A 19654-nucleotide genomic window follows, 5' to 3' on the forward strand; every position below is an offset into this window, starting at 1 on the left:
CGGTGGTGAAGGCGATCTCCTCAAGTCCCCACTCGGTGAGCTGGGCCGCGGCGAGCGTACGGGCACGGGCGCGTAGCCGGACCGTATTTCTCGGTCCGGACACCACGGCTTTTCTGCGTTGTTGTGTTTTCCATGTCCCAAGGCGCATATCCAGGGGCGGGGGTCCCCGGCACAGTCAAGACTCGTTAGTCAGAGTCGGCCCGCTGTTTTCAGGGACAGATAGGCGTCCGCGAGTGCGGGGGCGAGTTCGCCGGGGGTCTCGTCGACCACTGTGACACCGTGGCGCCGCAGGCGGTCCGCCGTCCGTAGACGCTCCGCTTGAGCGCGGGCCCCCGCCGCCGCTTCGTAGACCCCGTCGAGCGAACCCCGGGTCCGGACCATCTCTTCGATGCGCGGATCGGCCACTGAGGCCAGCAAGACCGTGTGCCGATGGGTGAGTCCAGGCAGGACGGGCAGCAGCCCCTCTTCGATGGCCGCGGCATCGAGGCCGGTGAGCAGGACGATGAGGGACCGCCGTGGTGCGGTGCGCAGGGCGGTGGCGGTGAGCCCGCGTGCGTCCGTCTCCACGAGTTCCGGCTCCAGAATCGCCAGGGCGTTGACCAGGGCAGGGAGGACGTCCCCGGCGGCGCGGCCCTGTACGGAGGTGCGAATGCGCCGGTCGTAGGCGAGCAGATCGACACGGTCTCCGGCGCGCGTGGCCAGAGCGGCGAGTAGCAGGGCGGCGTCCATGGCGGCATCGAGGCGCGGAGCGTCCCCCACGCGACCGGCCGACGTGCGGCCGGTGTCCAGGACCAGCAGGACGCGGCGGTCGCGCTCGGGGCGCCAGGTGCGGACGGCGACGGTTGACTGCCGAGCGGTCGCACGCCAGTCGATGGACCGGGTGTCGTCGCCGGGAACGTACTCGCGGAGACTGTCGAACTCGGTGCCCTCGCCTCGGGTCAGGACGCTTGTCCGGCCGTCCAGCTCACGCAGGCGCGCAAGCTTCGCCGGCAGGTGCTTCCGGCTGGTGAAGGGCGGGAGGACGCGGACTGTCCAGGGGACGTCGTGATGACCCTGCCGGGCGGCCAGACCGAGAGGGCCGTGGGAACGGACCGTGACGCGCTGGGACTTGCGGTCCCCTCGGCGCGTGGGCCGCAGCACGGTCGCGAGGCGTCTGCGCTCGCCCGGCGGGACGGTGAGCGTGTGACGGGATGCCGCGGGCCCGGCGGCAACCGGCCAACTGCTGGGCGGCCACGCGTCGCGGAGGTGTGCACGCAGGGGGTGGGCCGAGGGGTTCTCCAGGACGAGGTGTACGTGCGCCTGTTCCCCGAGTCGAACGGATGTGTCACCGGATCGGGTGAAACGGAGGCTTCGCACTGGTGCGGCCAGTGCGAGGTCGCACAGAATTGCCAGTGCGAGGAGGGAGTTGAGGGCGAGGAAGCCGGTCCAGTGGGGGAAGAGGAGAGCGCCGAGTGCGGCGATCAGAGCCGTCCGTCCGGTGAGAGCCACGTTTCCGTTCCTTGTCGCCTCAGCGGGGCACGGGCACGTTGGCCAGGACCGACGTGATGACGGAGTCGGCGGTGACGCCTTCCATCTCTGCCTCGTGGCGGAGCTGGATCCTGTGGCGGAGTGTGGGCAGGGCGAGTGCTTTCACATCGTCAGGAATGACGTAGTCGCGGCCTGTCAGCCAGGCCCAGGCACGTGAGGTGGCGAGCAAGGCGGTGGCTCCACGCGGTGAGGTGCCGAGGGAGAGCGAGGGGGATTCACGCGTGGCACGGCAGATATCGACGACGTAGCCGACGATTTCGGGGGAGAGCGCCGTTTTGGCGACAGCCTCGCGGGCGGCTGAGAGGTGCTCGCGCCCCGCTACGGGACGTAGCCCCGCTGCCTCGAGGTCCCGTGGGTCGAAGCCTTCGGCATGCCGAGTGAGGACGCTGACCTCGTCTTCGCGGGAGGGCAGAGACACCGTCAGTTTGAGTAGGAAGCGGTCGAGTTGGGCTTCGGGGAGCGGGTACGTTCCCTCGTACTCGACCGGGTTCTGCGTCGCGGCGACGAGGAATGGGTCCGGCAGTGACCGGGGGGTTCCGTCGACCGAGACCTGGCGTTCCTCCATGGCTTCGAGAAGCGATGCCTGCGTCTTGGGAGGCGTGCGGTTGATCTCGTCGGCGAGCAGCAGGTTGGTGAAGACCGGGCCCGGCTGGAAGGAGAATTCGGCCGTACGCGCGTCATAGACGAGCGAGCCGGTCACGTCACTGGGCATCAGGTCGGGTGTGAACTGCACGCGCTTCGTCTCCAGTTGGAGCGATGCGGCCAGGGCCCGTACGAGCAGCGTCTTGGCGACTCCCGGGACGCCTTCCAGAAGGACATGACCGCGGCACAGCAGGGCGACGACCAGTCCGGTGACGGCGGGGTCCTGGCCGACGACGGCCTTGGAGATCTCGGTTCTGAGTGCCTCGAGCGAGGCACGGGCGCTGTCGGGAGTCGGGGCGCTCACGGAGTGCGGTCCCTTTCGATCGGGGGTGATGCGGGGCGCGGGGGTGACACGGAGTCGGAGTGAAGGGTGCTGCTCGAGGTGAAGCGGCCCTCCAGCTCGTCGAGTTCATCGGCGAGTCCGACCAGAGCGGCGTCGTCCGCGGGTGGCGCGCCGAAGAGCAGGGCGTCGATGTCAGGTGCGAGCGGTGGGAGATGGGCGGAGACCGCGGGAACGAGGTCCTGGCGGCTCTGGGCCGCAGCGGCAGGCACGCCGACGAGCGGAGCGAGGCGGGTACGGGTGGCTGAACGCAGGGCCTCGGCCGCCCGGTCGCGGGCGTTCGTCTGCCGGTACAGCCGTGCGCGGCCCTCGGTTGCCTCCGACGCCCGGACGGCGACGGGCAGTCGCTCGGCGACCAGGGGGCCGAGTCTGCGGGCGCGCCAGAGGGCTGCGAGCGCTGCAGCGACGGCGAGTTGGAGCAGGGCCCAGTGCCAGCCGTCGGGGATGAGATCGATGAAGCTGCGGTCGCCTTTACCGGCGGCGGCATCGGAAAGCGAGGGGAGGTACCAGACGAGATGGTCGTGGGAACCGAGGAGTTGAAGAGCGAGAGAGGCGTTGCCCTCCTTCGCCAGGCGGTCGTTGAAGAGGACATCGGTGGAGCCGACGAGGACGGTGTCGCCGCCGTTCGCCCCCGGCACTCGGAGCAGCGTCGGCAGACCGCCGCTGCGGTAGCAGGCGTCGGCGTCACGGCCGGAGAAGTGGTACCGGGCGCCGCCCAGTTCGGCAGCCCCCGCCCGCCGGGCGGCGGGCAGATCGCAGTCAGGGGCGCGGGTGCCGACGTCCACCGGCTCGGCGGCCCGTACGCCCGGGACGAGGACATCGGCGGAGGACTCACCGGCACCGGCGAGCACGGTGCGGCCGCCGGACTCCGCCAGGGCGGCGTGCAGCTTCCGCTGCTGGCCCTCGGTGAGGCGGTCGGGTTCCGCGACGAGGACGGTCGTGCCGGGCCGGGCGGCAGCGGTGGCGGCGTCGGTGGTCGTGACGAACTCCGTGGAGACGCCGCGGTCGGCGAGGAGTTCGGCGACCCCCCGGCTCCCGTACCGGTCCGCGGAGCGGGGGTCCAGAAGGCCGTGCTGCTCGCCGGAGCGGAGCACGGCGAGGACGATGCCCGCGACGACCAGGATGGCGACCCCGAGCAGCAAGCCACGGGAGCGCGTCCACATTTGACGGGCAGTGGGCGAGGTGGATGTGGCGATGGTCGGGTCCGCGCTCATCGGGCGCCTCCGGCCAATGCGTTGTCCAGGCGGGGCTTGCTGCGCCGGAGAGCGGTGTCGAGTTCGACGAGGCGTGCGTATGCGTCGGCCGTTGCCGCACGACCGCCGTATGTGACGTCGTCGAAGGCGCGGGCGGCGGCTTCGAGGGCCTCGGCGTGGTCGGGCAGGGAGCGGCCCGCCTCGGCCGCCGCTTCGTCCGCGGTTCGGCCCGGGCGTGGGTCGAGCAGGGCCCGTTCCTCCAGGGAACGGACGATGGCGCGCATGCGCTCCTGGAGCGCCTGGTCCCAGCGGTTCTCGGAGGCGTGGCGCTCCGCGGCCTCGCGGTGCTCCGCGGCGCTGCGCGGGCGGTCGTCGAAGAGCGTGCCTCCGGTCGTGGGGGTCCTTCGCAGTGCGCCGAGCCTCAGCCGCAGAGCGATCGCGAGCAGCACGACGACCAGGGCGATGACGACGATGCCGACCATGCCGCCGGGTGCGGCCCCCGACGCGGCACTGAGCAGATCGTCGACGCGTTCCCAGAACCAGTCCAAGGCCCTTTGGAACAGGCCCGGTTCGTGCTCCTGGTACATCGGCTTGGAGAGTTCCCGTTCCGCCGCCTCCCGGGCGGGGACACGCGGGATCGTCACCGGTCCCTCGTCGCCGGCATGCACGAGGAAGCGGGTCAGCGCGGCCGTGCCCCCCGTCGGGATCACCGCATCAGCTCCCCGGAGCGGTGTCGTGTTTCTGCGGGCCGCTCGGCTCCGGCTCGCCGTAGCCGGGCACTCCGGCGGCACGGGCCAGTTCGAGGTCCAGTGCCTCGCGACGGATCCGCTGATCCATGTAGAGGAGGGCCGTGACACCGGCGCTGATCGGCAGGGTGATCGTCGAGCTGAGCACGGCGCCGATGCCCACGATGATCAGGAAAGGCCATGTGGCGGCGGAGGATTCGCCGGTGAACAAGTCCATCGCGCCGTCACCGCCGGCGAAGACGCCGATGATGCTCACGGGGACCTCGATGACGGCCGAGACGACGGTGATCAGGATGACCGTGAGGAGCTGGATGCCGAAGACCCGCCACCAGGCACGTCGTACGAGCTTGGCGGAGCGGCGCATCGAGGCGATCACGCCTTGCCTCTCGAGCATCAGGGCTGCTGCGGAGAGGCTGTAGCGGATCCACAGCCAGATGGCGGCGACCACGCCGACCAGCCCTCCGAACAATGCCAGCGCCGCTCCCGCGCGGGTGTTGCCGGTCTGGGAGAGGATCATGCCGGGTGCGACACCGGCAGCGGCGACGCCCAGAATGAGGAGGGGGATCAGGAACAACAAACCGAAGAGGCGGGGCAGTTGGGACCGGGAGCCTCGCCAGGCCTCGGAGGTCGACACGGAGCGCCCCAGGACCGCCCGGCTGACCACGATCGTCAGCATGGCGGTCGCGATGATCGTGCCGAGCATACTGATCAGCCAGGTCAGGCCGGTGCTGCTGAAGGTTCCGCCGAGGGCGTCGAGGGTCTCGTCGAATGTGGGATTCGGGTTGTTCTCCAGGCCCTCGAGGCTGGTCGCGTCCCGGAACCAGAGGCCGTTGACGAGCGTCGAGGTGCTCTGGGTCAGGACGGCGACGACGAGCGAAACCCCCAACACCGTGCGCCAGTGGGCGCGCATGGTGGACACGGCGCCGTCCAGGATCTCTCCCACACCGAGGGGACGCAGGGGGATGATGCCGGGCTTGGCCGCCGGGGGCTGTGCCCAGCCGGAGCCCCAACCGCCCTGGCCGCCCCAGCCTCCTGGGCCGCCCTGGCCGCCCCAGCTACCAGCGCCGCCCCAGTCGCTGAGCCCGCCCGAGGCGGGCCCGCCGCCCGGTCCCGGAGGAGGGGTCGGCCCGGACTTCTCCCGCCCATCCTCGTCGGAGGGGGAGGACCCGGGCGAAGCCCAGCCCGGAGAGTCGTTCATCATCGCTCCTTCACGGTGCCCGTCCGCGGTGTCGGCTGGGCTCCGGTGACGGGTGGACAGCCCCGGGAGAACCACAGCAGCGGCCGGTTGGCTGCCATCGTGCCACGGCCCGTCGGCGTTCGTACCTGGCCCTCTACCCTCGCCGCACCTTCAAATACCCGTGCCGGACCGTGCAGACTGGTCGAATGGCTGATCAGGACGCGGTACCTCCGGTGGCCGGAGGGCCACCCGCTGTTCCTTCACTGCGCTGGGACGAACCGCCTGAGGGGCCCATGCTGGTGCTCCTCGACCAGACCCGACTGCCCGCCGAGGAGGTGGAGCTGGCCTGCACCGACGTACCGGCACTGGTCGAGGCGATTCGTACGCTGGCCGTGCGTGGGGCGCCGCTGCTGGGCATCGCGGGCGCCTACGGGGTCGCGCTCGCCGCCGCGCGCGGTTACGACGTGGACGAAGCCGCCGAGCTGCTGGCGCACGCCCGCCCCACTGCCGTCAACCTCGGCTACGGCGTGCGCAGAGCCGCAGCCGCGTACCACCGGGCCGCCAAGGGAGGGGCCGGCTCGGATGAGGCGGCTGCCGCCGCGCTCGCGGAGGCCCGCGCGCTCCACCGGGAGGACTCCGAGGCGAGCGCCCGCATGGCCGAGCACGGTCTGGCGCTGCTCGGCGAGCTGCTCCCGGGCGGCGGGCACCGGATCCTCACCCACTGCAACACCGGGACTCTGGTCTCGGGGGGCGACGGTACGGCGTTCGCGGTCGTAAGGGCGGCACACCGTGCCGGTGAGCTGCGACGGCTGTGGATCGACGAGACGCGGCCGCTGCTGCAGGGCGCCCGGCTGACCGCGTACGAGGCGGCGCGCAGCGGTATGCCGTACACGCTGCTCACCGACAACGCGGCGGGGTCGCTGTTCGCGGCGCGCGAGGTGGACGCCGTGCTGATCGGGGCGGACCGCATCGCCGCGGACGGCTCGGTGGCGAACAAGGTGGGCAGCTACCCGCTGTCGGTGCTGGCGCGCTACCACCATGTGCCGTTCATCGTCGTCGCGCCGGTCACGACCGTGGATCTGCAGACGAGGGACGGGGCGTCGATAGAGGTGGAGCAGAGGCCGGGGCACGAGGTGACGGAGTTCGCGGCCCCGTCCGCGCCGGGAGCGGCGGCGGAGCCGGGGTCGGGGATACCGGTGGCGCCGCTGGGGGCCCAGGCGTACAACCCCGCCTTCGACGTCACACCGCCGGATCTGGTGACGGCGATCGTCACCGAGGTCGGGGTGTTGTCGCCGATCACAGGCGCGGGGCTAGCGGAGCTGTGTGCCAGGTCACGCCAGGTAACGATGAGCTAATGGGATGATGTCGATTATGAAGGGACGCGTCCTGGTCGTCGACGACGACACCGCACTGGCGGAGATGCTCGGCATCGTGCTGCGCGGAGAAGGCTTTGAACCGTCGTTCGTGTCGGACGGGGACAAGGCTCTCGCCGCCTTCCGCGAGGTCAAGCCGGATCTGGTGCTGCTCGATCTGATGCTGCCCGGCAGGGACGGCATCGAGGTGTGTCGGCTCATCCGGGCCGAGTCCGGTGTACCGATCGTCATGCTGACCGCGAAGAGCGACACGGTCGACGTGGTGGTCGGGCTGGAGTCCGGCGCCGACGATTACATCGTCAAGCCGTTCAAGCCGAAGGAGCTGGTCGCCCGTATCCGGGCGCGGCTGCGCCGTTCCGAGGAGCCGGCGCCCGAGCAACTCGCCATCGGCGACCTGGTCATCGACGTCGCGGGTCACTCGGTGAAGCGGGACGGCCAGTCGATAGCGCTGACACCTTTGGAGTTCGACCTGCTTGTCGCGCTGGCCCGCAAGCCGTGGCAGGTGTTCACCCGCGAGGTCCTGCTGGAGCAGGTCTGGGGCTACCGGCACGCGGCCGACACCCGCCTGGTGAACGTGCATGTCCAGCGGCTCCGCTCGAAGGTCGAGAGGGACCCCGAGCGGCCGGAGATCGTGGTGACCGTGCGCGGCGTCGGCTACAAGGCCGGGCCGAGCTGACATGTCCGGGAACGGTGCTGCTCCGGAGGCCGGAGCTCTGGGGGCCGAGCCCTCGGGGGGATCGCGTTCGGGGCGGCCCGTAGACCCGGTGGGCAAGATCTCGTTGTTCGAACGGTTCTGGCAGGGCGGGAACCTCCTGCAGGACGGTGCCCCGGGCGGCCCCGTCCATCCTGTGGTGAGGCTCTTCTGGCGATGGTTCCGCAGGCCGATGCTGCCCGCGGTCCGCCTGTGGCGGCGCAACATCCAGCTCCGCGTGGTCGCGACGACGCTGCTCATGTCGCTCGGTGTCGTGCTGCTGCTCGGCGTCGTCGTCATCGGACAGGTCCGCAACGGACTGCAGGACGCCAAGCAGGGTGCGGCGCAGAGCCAGGCCGTCGGTGGTTTCAATGTGGCCCGCGAGAAGGCGGACTCCGACGCCCGCGGCCGGGACGGCCAGGTCGGCGCCCGCGGTGCGCGAAACTCCAGCGAGTGGCTGACCGATCTGGTCGAGCAGCTCGCGAGCGGCGGGCAGGGCGTCTACTCGGTGGTGGCGCTCAGCTCCGAGACCGAGCAGGCTCTGGTCAACGACAGCCGGGGTACGCGGGGGCCGCGCGCCTCGGGCTTCGTGGTTCCGGAGAAGAGCGTGCCGGAAGAGCTGCGGGCGGCGGTGGACAACGAGCCGGGGACCCATGAGCAGCACACCAGGATCTTCCGCGGGCCGGGGGACTCCGGAGAGCCCGGCCTGGCCATCGGCCGACAACTCAACGACGTCAACGGCCACGCCTACCAGCTCTACTACCTCTTCCCCTTCACTCAGGAGGAGAAGTCGCTGAGCCTGGTCAAGGGCACGCTGGCGACGGCCGGGGTGTTCGTGGTGGTGCTGCTCGGCGCCATCGCCTGGCTCGTCGTCCGGCAGGTGGTCACGCCCGTACGGATGGCGGCGGGGATCTCCGAGCGCCTGGCGGCGGGGCTGCTGCAGGAGCGGATGAAGGTCACCGGTGAGGACGACATCGCACGTCTCGGCGAGTCCTTCAACAAGATGGCGCAGAACCTTCAGGGCAAGATCCAGCAGCTCGAGGAGCTGTCGCGGATGCAGCGCCGGTTCGTCTCGGACGTCTCGCACGAGCTGCGCACCCCGCTGACGACCGTACGCATGGCCGCCGACGTCATCCATGAGGCCAGGGAGGACTTCGATCCGGCGACGGCCCGGTCGGCGGAGCTGCTGCGCGGCCAGCTCGACCGGTTCGAGTCGCTGCTGTTCGACCTGCTGGAGATCAGCCGGTTCGACGCCGGGGCGGCCGCCCTGGAGGCGGCACCGGTGGACCTGCGGGACATCGTGCACCGGGTGATCGAGGGCGCCGAGCCGCTCGCGGAGCGCAAGGGGAGCCACATCCGGGTGCGCGGTGACGAGCAGCCGGTGATCGTCGAAGCCGATGCCCGCCGCGTCGAGCGGGTGCTGCGCAATCTGGTGGTCAATGGTGTGGAGCACGGTGAGGGCCGTGATCTCGTCGTACGGCTCGCGACCGCGGGTGGGGCCGCGGCCGTCGCCGTGCGCGACTACGGGGTGGGGCTGAAGGCCGGCGAGACCACGCGGGTGTTCAACCGGTTCTGGCGGGCGGACCCGGCCCGGGCGCGTACGACGGGCGGCACGGGTCTCGGCCTGTCGATCGCGGTCGAGGACGCGCGGTTGCACGGTGGCTGGCTGCAGGCCTGGGGCGAGCCGGGTGGCGGCTCGCAGTTCCGGCTGACCCTGCCGTGCGCGGCGGGGGAGCCCCTGCGCGGGTCCCCGATTCCGCTCGAGCCGGAGGACTCGCGGCGGAACCGCGGGCTGATCGACGCGGGGCTGCCGCACGGCCGCCGGGTGGCAGCCGTGCCGCCGCAGCCGCGTACCGGGCCGGCTCCCCGTACCGCGCCGGCTCCGCGTACCGGGCCGGCTCCGCGTACCGGGCCGGCTCCGCGTATCTCGCCGCAGGCAGAGGCGGAACCGGCGGGGACGGCGCCGACGGAAGATCGGGAACCGGAGCGGAAGGGCGGGCCGCGTGGGCACTGACCGGCACACACAGCGTCGACGGAGCTCGCTGCGAGGGGTGGTCCTGCTCGGCTCGGCAGTCCTGCTGGTCGCGGGCTGCGCCTCCATGCCGGACAGCGGCGAGGTGCACCGGGTCGACGCGTCGCCGCGCGCGGATGCCGAAGGGCAGGTGCGGGTCTTCGGAGTGCCGCCGCGGGCGGGCGAGGGTCCGAACGACATCGTGCGCGGCTTCCTCGAGGCCGTGACCAGCGAAGAGGCGGACTTCAAGACGGCGCGCCTGTATCTCACGAAGGCGGCGTCCAAGAGCTGGAAGCCGTTCTCGCAGACCACCGTGCTCGAGGACGGGCCCAATCCCACCATGGACGGACCCATACGGGACCCGGAGCAGAAGACCGCAGTCGCGGAAGTCAGCGGGCATCGAATAGCCACGGTGGACCGTAAGCAGGCATACGAGCCGGCGGAGGGCTCGTACCGGACGCTGGTCCACCTGACCAAGGCAAGCGGTGAGTGGCGCATAGACATCCCGCCCACGGGGCTGGTGCTCGGCAAATCCGACTTCGATCGCCTCTACCGGTCGGTCAACAAGTACTACTTCGCGTCCTCGGATCGTGACGACCGGGCCTCGGGGGCCCAGCGGCACGTACTGGTCGCGGATCCGGTCTATCTGCGGCGCCGGATCGATCCGCTCACCTCGACCGTGAAGGCGCTGCTGGAGGGGCCGACGAACTGGCTGGCGGGGGTGGTCGACTCTAAGTTCCCCAGCGGGACGAAGCTCGTGGACTCCTCGCTGTCCCTGGACGACTCGAACGGGCTGCGGGTACGGCTGAGCGGCCGGGCCTCGCACCTCGGCGGGGTGCAGTGCACCCAGATGGCCGCCCAGCTCCTCTACACCGCGCAGGACCAGGCCTCGGCCAAGATCAGCAGGGTGGTGCTGGTCGGCGGGGACGGCTCGGAGCTGTGCGTGCTCAGTCCTGGGGAGGCGGCCGTGTACGCGCCCGCGGGCCTGCGCAAGCACACCGAGCGGCAGTACTTCATCGACGGGGAGCACCGGCTGGCCGGCCTGTCCGAGGTGAGCGACGAGCCGAGCAGGGTGGAGGGCCCGTTCGGCGACGGTTCCGTGGAGCTGGGCTCGGTGGGCGTCGACCGCAACGAGCGCCAAGCCGCCGGGGTGTCCCTGGATGGGCGGTCGCTGTACGTGGCGCCGATGAGCTCGGGTGCCGAGCGGGGGGACGCCAAGCTGCGCTCCCGTGCCAAGAGCAAGAAGGATGCCCTCACCGCCCCGAGCTGGGACGGCGCCGGCAACCTGTGGATCGCCGACCGTGACCCGAAGCGGCCGAGGCTGCTGCGGCTGGCTGCGGGCACGGACGAGGCGCAGGAGGTCGAGGTGCCGTCGCTCGACGAGGGGCGGATCGAAGGACTGCGCGTCTCGTCGGACGGCGTACGGATCGCCCTGCTGATCACGCGGGAGGGGCGTACGTCGCTGGAGCTGGGGCGCGTGGAGCGGACGGACGCCCGGGCGGGCGAGCCGCCGCTGGCGGTGAACGACCTGCTATCGGTGACGCCTCAGCTCGAGCATGTGGAGTCCGCGTCTTGGGCGGGCACCAGCCGTCTGGTCGTCGTGGGCCGGGAGCCCGGCGGGGTGCAGCAGCTCCAGTACGTGGAGACCGACGGTTCTTCGCCGAACACGCCGCCGTTGCCGGGCATCAGCGGCGTCGAGGCGGTTGCGGCCTCGGAGGACGAGAGCAAGCCGCTGATCGCGCACTCCGACGACGGGATCGTGCGGCTTCCGGTCGACGCGAACTGGAAGCTGGTGACCGAGAAGGGCACGGCACCCGTCTACCCGGGCTGACGCGGCTCCGGGCTGATGACGTCCGGTTGATGGAGTCCGGCTGACGACAGTCCGCGACCGCTGTTGACAAGGGCCCCGGCGGCTTCCCCGGTATCGCGCCGTCCGGAGTTTTCCACAGGGCTGGTGGCCCGCGGCCCGGCCCGGCAGAGTGGCCGCCATGAGGGGGATCCAGAGGTGGTGGCAGGAGATCACGGGGCTCGTCCTGCCGGTCGGATGTGCGGGGTGCGGGCTGCCACGGAGCATTCTGTGCGAGTGGTGCCGTGCGGTGCTGAGCGGCGGGGAGCCGCGCCGGGTCAGGCCGAGTCCGGAGCCGGCGGGCCTGCCGCATGTCCATGCGGCGGCTCCGTACGGGGGTGAGGTGAGGGCCGTGCTGCTCGCGCACAAGGAGCGAGGTGCCATGGCGCTGGCGAGGCCGTTGGGCGACGCGCTGGCCGGTGCGATACGTGCGTGCTCCGGCGCTCGGGGCGGGCTGCTGCTGGTACCGATCCCGTCGGCGCGGCGGGCCGTGGCGGCGCGGGGACACGATCCGACGCGGAGGGTTGCCAGGGCAGCGGCGGCCGTGCTGAGGCGCGGGGGCAGGCCGGCACGGGTGGTCGCGGTACTGCGGCAGCGGCGCGCCGTGGCGGACCAGTCCGGGCTTACCGCTCCGCAGCGGCTTGGGAACCTCGCCGGGGCCCTGGCGGTCCCTGAGAGCGCCGCCGGGCTTCTGGGCGGCGGGTCCACGGGGCGTGAGGCGGCCTCCGTGGTGCTGGTGGACGATCTGATGACGACGGGGGCGTCGCTGGTGGAGGGGGCGAGGGCGGTCACGGAAGCCGGCGGCCGGGTCGCCGGTGCGGCGGTGGTCGCCGCTCCGCTGACGGCCTTCCGACCGCGCGCGGTGCGGGGCGTGGCTCGTGGTGCCGGGATCTGATTGCGGGCGGGGCGCGGTGCGGGGCTTGTGCTGCCGGGGTCTGATCGCGGGCGCGGTGCGGGGCGTGGCGTGTGGTGTTGAGGTGTGGGGCGTGGCTTGTGGTGCCGGGTCTGACCCTGGGCGGTGGGGGGCTGGCTCGTGGTCCGGCACGTGGCTCGTGGTGGCTGGGGGAGTGACCCGGTTACGGTGCGTGGCTCGTGGTGCCCGGAGTCCGCCCGTGCGGAACCTGACTCCCTCGGTGCCGGAGTGTGATGACAGGCGGTTGCCTGAGGTGACGGCCGTGCTGCGCGGGATCACCTCTGTGCTGAACGGAGAGGGAACTGGCGTGAATCGATCGTCGTTGCTCGTGATGTGTGGGGAAGGAGTTCCGGAGCCCAAGTACGCGCCGGTAGGGGGTGCCGACACCCATCCGGCCGAGCTATGTTCGGTTGTGAGGAAGTGGCGGACCTTTTGCCATGAATGTCGGACAAGCGTGCTTCGGGACTTTTCGCCGTCTCTGAAGTCGATGGGGTTGTGATCTTGTCGACTGGGGAGGAGGACGTGAAAGTCGCAACGCCGCGACTCCGGACGACGCCCGGTGCGTGGCGATGCAGCAAACGCAGTGCCGGACGGGCCACCGCCGGTGGAGGAGGCGACCCGATCGGTCTCAGGGCAAGTTGGGATGCGCTCCGCGCTTCAGCGGAGCGATCCGGGAACGGAGTTCTGCGTGGACATCGTCGTCAAGGGCCGCAAGACCGAGGTGCCTGAACGCTTTCGTAAGCACGTGGCCGAGAAGCTGAAGCTGGACAAGATCCAGAAGATCGACGGCAAGGTGATCAGCCTCGACGTCGAGGTGTCCAAGGAACACAATCCCCGTCAGGCCGACCGTTGCGACCGAGTGGAGATCACGCTCCGCACCCGTGGACCCGTCATCAGGGCGGAAGCCTCGGCCGCAGACGCCTATGCCGCGCTCGACGCGGCCACCGCCAGGCTCGAAGCGCAACTGCGCAAGCAGGCCGACAAGCGCCGGGTCCACCGAGGCGGCAGCCGGACGCCGACCAGCGTCGCAGCCGCCACCGCACCACTCGCCGCCCGGCTCAACGGAGACATCGTGGCCGAGACGCGCGTCGAGGAGCCCATCCCCACCAAGAAGATCGGTTCCCTCGAAATCCAGGGCGAAGGACCGCTGGTGGTCCGCGAGAAGACCCACGCCGCCGCGCCGATGACGCTCGACCAGGCTCTCTACGAGATGGAGCTGGTCGGACACGACTTCTATCTGTTCATCGACTCCGAGACGAAGCAGCCGAGCGTCGTCTACCGCCGCCACGCCTACGACTACGGTGTGATCCACCTGGAGTCCGATCCCATGGTCGCAGTGGCCCCGCACGGCGCGGGCGGTGCGCTCGGAGGCTGACGCAGGGTCCTTGAAGCCCGCGAGGCCCCCAAAGCCGGCGAAGCTTACGGACGAAGCGCGGTCAGCCGCCGGAAATCGCTGAACAGCGGCCGGATTAGGTGCCCTCGGGAGTGCCAACGGTGCTCCCGGGGGCACCATTGTGCGACCACGAGGGCAACGCGGCGGCGTCCGGTCATGGAATCATGGCGGCGCAGCCAACCCGCGCTCTCGTCAGACCGGTTGGCCCGGCAGACAACCCAGGGCCATGGACTTCAGGGGGAGGAACGATGGCGGACAGCTTCGGGCCCGGACCCGGCGACAACGACGAGTGCGTCGATACGGCCGGAGCGGACAGGGCCCGGCCACGGAAGGAGCCGATCCGGGTCCTCGTGGTGGACGACCATGCTCTCTTCCGCCGCGGCCTCGAGATCGTCCTCGCACAGGAAGAGGACATTCAGGTCGTGGGCGAGGCGGGGGATGGTGCGGAGGCCGTGGACAAGGCCGCCGATCTGCTGCCCGACATCGTGCTGATGGACGTTCGGATGCCCAAGCGGGGCGGGATCGAGGCGTGCACGTCCATCAAGGAAGTGGCTCCCAGCGCCAAGATCATCATGCTGACGATCAGCGACGAGGAGGCCGATCTCTACGACGCGATCAAGGCCGGTGCCACCGGCTACCTCCTCAAGGAGATCTCCACCGACGAGGTGGCCACCGCGATCCGCGCCGTGGCCGATGGGCAGTCCCAGATCAGCCCGTCGATGGCGTCGAAGCTCCTCACCGAGTTCAAGTCGATGATCCAGCGCACCGATGAGCGCCGCCTCGTGCCCGCGCCCCGGCTGACCGATCGCGAGCTCGAAGTCCTCAAGCTCGTCGCCACGGGCATGAACAACCGTGACATCGCCAAGGAGTTGTTCATCAGCGAGAACACGGTCAAGAACCACGTCCGCAACATCCTGGAGAAGCTGCAGCTCCACTCCCGGATGGAGGCCGTGGTCTATGCGATGCGCGAGAAAATCCTCGAGATCAGATAGCGGCCGACCCGGTCAGCCGTCCTCGTCAGTCCATGGTGAGAGCTTCGGCCATGGTGAGAGCTTCGGCCAACGGCGCCGTGAGCTCCGGCTGCATCACCCGCTCGACGCGCACCGTCTCGCAACCCACCCACGCCGCGGCCTCCCGCAACGCCTGCGCCATGGGCCGTACCGCCTTCCGCCCGGCCAGCGAGACCTGCCGCGCCACGAGCGTCCTTCCCTCCCGCGCGGGATCGACCCGGCCCATCAGCCGCCCGCCGGAGAGCAGCGGCATCGCGAAGTAGCCGTGTATGCGCTTGGGTTTCGGCACGTACGCCTCGAGCCGGTGGGTGAAGCCGAAGATCCGCTCCGTGCGCGGCCGGTCCCAGATCAGCGAGTCGAACGGTGACAACAGGGACGTACGGTGCCGCCCACGCGGCTCGGAGGCGAGCGCCTCCGGGTCCGCCCACGCGGGCTTCCCCCACCCCTCCACCTCGACCGGGACCAGACCGGAGTCCGCGAGCACCGCGTCGACCTGCTCGCCCTTGAGACGGTGGTAGTCCGCGATGTCCGCCCGCGTCCCGACGCCCAGGGACTGCCCGGCCAGGCGCACCAGCCGGCGCACGCACTCGGCGTCGTCCAACTCGTCGTGCAGCAGCGCGCCGGGGACGGCGCGCTCGGCGAGGTCGTACACCCGCTTCCAGCCACGGCGCTCGGTGCACACCACCTCTCCGTACATCAGCGCCCGCTCGACGGCGACCTTGGCTTCCGACCAGTCCCACCACGGGCCGCCGTTCTTGGCGCCGCCCAGCTCCGTGGCGGTCAACGGCCCCTCCGCCCGCAGCTGCTCGATCACGGTGTCGTACGCACCATCGGACAGCTCGTGGTTCCAGTGGGGCCGGTTACGGTACGCCCGGCGTCGGAAGGCGAAATGCGGCCATTCCTCGATGGGCAGGATGCAGGCCGCGTGGGACCAGTACTCGAAGGCGTGCGTCCCGGTCCAGTACGCCGACTCGACCGCGCGGCGCCCTACCGCGCCCAGGCGCGCGTAGGGCACCAGCTCATGGGAGCGCGCCAGCACCGAGATCGTGTCCAGCTGCACCGCGCCGAGGTGGCGCAGCACTCCTCGGGCGCCGGCCCGCCGGTCCGGCGCGCCGAGCAGGCCCTGGGCCCGCAGAGCCGTCCGCCGGGCCTCGTCCGCGGAGAGTTCCGTCACTGGCGGTGGCATCGTGGTCATGCGCCGCACCCTAGACCGGGGCACTGACAACGGTGCCGGACGCCGGAGCCCGCCCCATACCACCGCCGGCACGCCGCGATATCGCCCTGGCACCGACTGGCAGTGTCCACCGGGTCCGCACCATCCGCCCGTACCGACCGGCAACGTCCACCGGGCCTGCATCACCCGCCCGTACCGACCGGCAGCGTCCATCCGCCCGCACCACCCGCCGGACACCCCAGCGACGCCGCCGAGCCGCTTCCGGGCGCGGCTCCCCCCGCGCCCCCACCGCCGCCCCGACACGGCCTCCGCACCGGTTCTCCGGAGCGCCGACCCGGAAACCATCGGCTCGGGTCGTCCGTTCTCCTGAGGGTGACACCGGCCCTTCGTACCCACGGACCTCCCGGCACGGAGGTCTCCTGACTTACGATGGCCGTTGCGGCGGGGGCTGACCCCGCCGTGCCCGCGCACCCCGACCGTGCCAGGCCCGACCGGCAAGGAGACCAACCTACGTGTCCGTCTTCAACAAGCTCATGCGTGCAGGCGAAGGCAAGATCCTGCGCAAACTGCACCGCATCGCGGGCCAGGTCAACTCCATCGAAGAGGACTTCGTCAACCTCTCCGACGCCGAGCTGCGGGCGCTCACCGACGAGTACAAGGAGCGGTACGCCGACGGTGAGAGCCTGGACGACCTGCTCCCAGAGGCCTTCGCCACCGTCCGTGAGGCTGCCAAGCGCGTGCTCGGCCAGCGCCACTACGACGTCCAGATCATGGGCGGCGCGGCGCTCCACCTCGGATATGTGGCCGAGATGCGCACCGGTGAGGGCAAGACCCTCGTCGGCACCCTGCCCGCCTATCTCAACGCGCTGTCCGGCAAGGGCGTCCACCTGATCACGGTGAACGACTACCTGGCCGAACGTGACTCCGAGTGGATGGGGCGGGTCCACAAGTTCCTCGGCCTCGAGGTCGGCTGCATCCTCGCCAATATGACCCCGGCGCAGCGGCGCGAGCAGTACGCCTGCGACATCACGTACGGCACGAACAACGAGTTCGGTTTCGACTACCTCCGCGACAACATGGCGTGGTCGAAGGACGAACTGGTCCAGCGCGGCCACAACTTCGCGATCGTTGACGAGGTCGACTCGATCCTCATCGACGAGGCGCGCACCCCGCTGATCATCTCCGGCCCGGCGGACCAGGCCACCAAGTGGTACGGCGACTTCGCCAAGCTGGTCACCCGCCTGTCCAGGGGCGAGGCCGCCAACCCGCAGAAGGGCCTCGACGAGACCGGCGACTACGAGGTCGACGAGAAGAAGCGGACCGTGGCCATCCATGAGTCCGGCGTCACCAAGGTCGAGGACTGGCTGGGTATCGACAACCTCTACGAGTCGGTGAACACCCCGCTCGTCGGTTACCTCAACAACGCGATCAAGGCCAAGGAGCTCTTCAAGCGCGACAAGGACTATGTCGTCATGGACGGCGAAGTCATGATCGTCGACGAGCACACGGGCCGTATCCTCGCCGGCCGCCGCTACAACGAGGGTATGCACCAGGCCATCGAGGCCAAGGAGGCCGTGGAGATCAAGGACGAGAACCAGACTCTCGCCACGATCACCCTGCAGAACTTCTTCCGCCTCTACGACAAGCTCTCCGGCATGACCGGTACGGCCATGACCGAGGCCGCCGAGTTCCACCAGATCTACAAGCTCGGCGTCGTCCCGATCCCTACCCACCGCCCGGTGGCGCGCCTCGACCAGTCCGACCTGATCTACCGCACCGAGCCCGCGAAGTTCGACGCGGTCGTCGAGGACATCGTCGAGAAGAACCGCAAGGGCCAGCCGGTCCTGGTCGGCACCACCTCGGTCGAGAAGTCCGAGTACCTCTCGCAGCAGCTCAGCAAGCGCGGCGTCCGGCACGAGGTCCTCAACGCCAAGCAGCACGACCGTGAGGCGCAGATCGTCGCCCAGGCGGGCCGCAAGGGTGCGGTCACGGTCGCGACCAACATGGCCGGCCGAGGCACGGACATCAAGCTCGGCGGCAACCCCGACGACCTCGCCGAGACCGAGCTGCGCGGGCGCGGCCTGGACCCGGTCGAGCACCCCGAGGAGTGGTCGGCGGCCCTGCCCGCGGCGCTGGAGAAGGCCGAGGCCGCGGTGAGGGCCGAGTTCGAGGAGGTCAAGTCCCTCGGCGGGCTCTATGTGCTCGGCACCGAGCGGCACGAGTCGCGCCGTATCGACAACCAGCTCCGTGGTCGTGGCGGCCGACAGGGCGACCCGGGCGAGTCCCGGTTCTACCTGTCGCTGGGCGACGACCTGATGCGTCTGTTCAAGGCGCAGATGGTCGAGCGCGTCATGGCGATGGCCAATGTCCCCGACGATGTGCCGATCGAGAACAAGATGGTCACCCGCGCCATCGCCTCCGCCCAGTCCCAGGTCGAGCAGCAGAACTTCGAGACGCGGAAGAACGTCCTGAAGTACGACGAGGTCCTCAACCGGCAGCGCGAGGTCATCTACGGTGAGCGCCGCCGCGTCCTGGAGGGCGAGGACCTGCACGAGCAGGTCCGCCACTTCATGGACGACACCATCGACGCGTACGTCCAGGCCGAGACCGTCGAGGGCTTCGCCGAGGAGTGGGACCTGGACCGTCTGTGGGGCGCCTTCCGGCAGCTCTACCCCACCAAGGTCACCATCGAGGAACTGGAGGACGCGGCCGGCGACCGTGCCGGGATCACCGCCGAGTTCATCAGCGAGTCGATCAAGGACGACATCTACGAGCAGTACGACGCGCGCGAGAAGCTGCTCGGCTCGGACATCATGCGTGAGCTGGAGCGACGCGTGGTGCTGTCGGTCCTTGACCGTAAGTGGCGCGAGCACCTCTACGAGATGGACTACCTCCAGGAGGGCATTGGCCTGCGCGCCATGGCCCAGAAGGACCCGCTCGTCGAGTACCAGCGCGAGGGCTTCGACATGTTCACGGCCATGATGGAGGGCATCAAGGAGGAGTCGGTCGGCTACCTGTTCAACCTGGAGGTCCAGGTCGAGCAGCAGGTCGAGGAGGTTCCGGTCGCCGAGCCCGCCGAGAAGACCACGCTGGAGAAGGCCCCGCAGGACGCCGTCCCGGCCGCGGCCATGGGGCGTCCGGAAATCCGCGCCAAGGGTCTGGAGGCGCCGCAGCGTCCGGACCGGCTCCACTTCTCCGCTCCCAAGGTGGACGGCGAGGGCGGCATCGTCGAGGGCGATTTCTCCACCGACGGCGTGCCCGCCCGCTCCGAGGCCGACGGGCTGACGCGGGCCGAGCGCCGCAAGGCGCAGAAGTCCGCCGGCCGCCGCCGCAAGAAGTAGCGCGTCCGGCGCGCGATGCCGCGCCATGCGTAGAGGGCCGGGCCGCCTCCAGAGGCGACCCGGCCCGTCGCGTTGCCCCCGCCGTATGCGTGCGCGTACGCACGTCGGCGCGGCGCGGCGCGCGCGGCCGGGCCCGCGCCCGTCCACGAACTTCCCCTGCGTACGGCCGCGCGCCCTCGCGTCCGCTGGGGTGGGGTACTCCGGGGAGAGCCCGCTGCTGCCCAGGATGCGCCGGGCTGCACTCGACACGGCCAGGGCGTTGGGGCCGACGTTGAGG

14 protein-coding genes are annotated in these 19654 nt (G+C 70.5%); 8 read left to right on the forward strand and 6 right to left on the reverse strand.

Annotated features, from left to right (window positions below; translation table 11 throughout):
• Positions 1-189 precede the first annotated feature (189 nt).
• From AB0M26_RS29505 to AB0M26_RS29525, 5 genes are read right to left on the reverse strand one after another with little or no spacing between them, the layout of a single operon-like run.
• On the reverse strand, positions 190-1488 hold the full coding sequence (locus tag AB0M26_RS29505; RefSeq protein WP_365265733.1) for a DUF58 domain-containing protein: 1299 nt from the start codon (positions 1486-1488) through the stop codon (positions 190-192).
• Positions 1489-1507: 19 nt separating this feature from the next.
• Complete coding sequence (locus tag AB0M26_RS29510) at positions 1508-2473, reverse strand: MoxR family ATPase (RefSeq protein ID WP_365265735.1); 966 nt, start codon at positions 2471-2473, stop codon at positions 1508-1510.
• Entirely contained in the window at positions 2470-3723 is a 1254-nt protein-coding gene (locus AB0M26_RS29515; RefSeq protein WP_365265737.1) for a DUF4350 domain-containing protein, read from the reverse strand. The genes AB0M26_RS29510 and AB0M26_RS29515 overlap by 4 nt, the downstream gene beginning before the upstream one ends.
• Positions 3720-4409, reverse strand: coding sequence for a DUF4129 domain-containing protein (locus tag AB0M26_RS29520; RefSeq protein WP_365265758.1), 690 nt, complete (start codon positions 4407-4409; stop codon positions 3720-3722). The genes AB0M26_RS29515 and AB0M26_RS29520 overlap by 4 nt, the downstream gene beginning before the upstream one ends.
• A gap of 7 nt (positions 4410-4416) precedes the next feature.
• Positions 4417-5649, reverse strand: coding sequence for a hypothetical protein (locus tag AB0M26_RS29525; RefSeq protein WP_365265739.1), 1233 nt, complete (start codon positions 5647-5649; stop codon positions 4417-4419).
• Between the two features lie 182 nt (positions 5650-5831).
• On the opposite strand from AB0M26_RS29525, the gene mtnA reads away from it, so the two are divergent.
• The 7 genes from mtnA to AB0M26_RS29560 all read left to right on the forward strand — a co-directional run bounded on the left by mtnA (position 5832) and on the right by AB0M26_RS29560 (position 14844).
• Positions 5832-6980, forward strand: a complete 1149-nt coding sequence (gene mtnA, locus AB0M26_RS29530; RefSeq protein WP_365265741.1) for an S-methyl-5-thioribose-1-phosphate isomerase — start codon at positions 5832-5834, stop codon at positions 6978-6980.
• A 4-nt stretch (positions 6981-6984) separates the two neighbouring features.
• Entirely contained in the window at positions 6985-7674 is a 690-nt protein-coding gene (gene mtrA / locus AB0M26_RS29535; protein WP_360848914.1) for a two-component system response regulator MtrA, read from the forward strand.
• Position 7675: 1 nt separating this feature from the next.
• Positions 7676-9703 carry an MtrAB system histidine kinase MtrB gene (mtrB, locus tag AB0M26_RS29540; protein WP_365265744.1) on the forward strand — a complete coding sequence of 676 codons (2028 nt, stop codon included), beginning with the start codon at positions 7676-7678 and terminating at the stop codon, positions 9701-9703.
• Complete coding sequence (locus tag AB0M26_RS29545; protein WP_365265746.1) at positions 9693-11531, forward strand: LpqB family beta-propeller domain-containing protein; 1839 nt, start codon at positions 9693-9695, stop codon at positions 11529-11531. Before mtrB ends, AB0M26_RS29545 begins: the two co-directional genes overlap by 11 nt.
• A 157-nt stretch (positions 11532-11688) precedes the next feature.
• Positions 11689-12441, forward strand: a complete 753-nt coding sequence (locus tag AB0M26_RS29550) for a ComF family protein (RefSeq protein WP_365265748.1) — start codon at positions 11689-11691, stop codon at positions 12439-12441.
• A 661-nt stretch (positions 12442-13102) separates the two neighbouring features.
• Complete coding sequence (gene raiA, locus AB0M26_RS29555; protein ID WP_365265750.1) at positions 13103-13834, forward strand: ribosome-associated translation inhibitor RaiA; 732 nt, start codon at positions 13103-13105, stop codon at positions 13832-13834.
• Positions 13835-14100: 266 nt separating this feature from the next.
• Positions 14101-14844: a response regulator transcription factor gene (locus AB0M26_RS29560; protein ID WP_365265752.1), complete on the forward strand. Its 744-nt coding sequence runs from the start codon at positions 14101-14103 to the stop codon at positions 14842-14844.
• Positions 14845-14869: 25 nt separating this feature from the next.
• Here AB0M26_RS29560 and AB0M26_RS29565 read toward each other — a convergent pair whose 3' ends face one another.
• Entirely contained in the window at positions 14870-16057 is a 1188-nt protein-coding gene (locus tag AB0M26_RS29565; RefSeq protein WP_365265754.1) for a crosslink repair DNA glycosylase YcaQ family protein, read from the reverse strand.
• Positions 16058-16548: 491 nt separating this feature from the next.
• Between AB0M26_RS29565 and secA the strand changes: the two genes are divergently transcribed.
• Positions 16549-19377 (forward strand): preprotein translocase subunit SecA, encoded by a 2829-nt coding sequence (gene secA / locus AB0M26_RS29570; RefSeq protein ID WP_365265756.1) that lies wholly within the window; start codon positions 16549-16551, stop codon positions 19375-19377.
• The last annotated feature ends 277 nt before the right edge of the window (positions 19378-19654 follow it).

The sequence above is a fragment of the Streptomyces sp. NPDC051776 genome (assembly GCF_040681345.1).
In the GTDB taxonomy this organism is placed as follows: domain Bacteria; phylum Actinomycetota; class Actinomycetes; order Streptomycetales; family Streptomycetaceae; genus Streptomyces.

Bases quoted from the DNA above. Each gene is read 5' to 3' on its own strand.
- AB0M26_RS29515 (WP_365265737.1), bottom strand. From the start codon at position 3,723: ATGAGCGCGGACCCGACCATCGCCACATCCACCTCGCCCACTGCCCGT.
- mtrA (WP_360848914.1), top strand. From the start codon at position 6,985: ATGATGTCGATTATGAAGGGACGCGTCCTGGTCGTCGACGACGACACC.
- raiA (WP_365265750.1), top strand. From the start codon at position 13,103: ATGCGCTCCGCGCTTCAGCGGAGCGATCCGGGAACGGAGTTCTGCGTG.
- AB0M26_RS29560 (WP_365265752.1), top strand. From the start codon at position 14,101: ATGGCGGACAGCTTCGGGCCCGGACCCGGCGACAACGACGAGTGCGTC.
- mtnA (WP_365265741.1), top strand. From the start codon at position 5,832: ATGGCTGATCAGGACGCGGTACCTCCGGTGGCCGGAGGGCCACCCGCT.
- AB0M26_RS29525 (WP_365265739.1), bottom strand. From the start codon at position 5,649: ATGATGAACGACTCTCCGGGCTGGGCTTCGCCCGGGTCCTCCCCCTCC.
- AB0M26_RS29565 (WP_365265754.1), bottom strand. From the start codon at position 16,057: ATGACCACGATGCCACCGCCAGTGACGGAACTCTCCGCGGACGAGGCC.
- mtrB (WP_365265744.1), top strand. From the start codon at position 7,676: ATGTCCGGGAACGGTGCTGCTCCGGAGGCCGGAGCTCTGGGGGCCGAG.
- AB0M26_RS29550 (WP_365265748.1), top strand. From the start codon at position 11,689: ATGAGGGGGATCCAGAGGTGGTGGCAGGAGATCACGGGGCTCGTCCTG.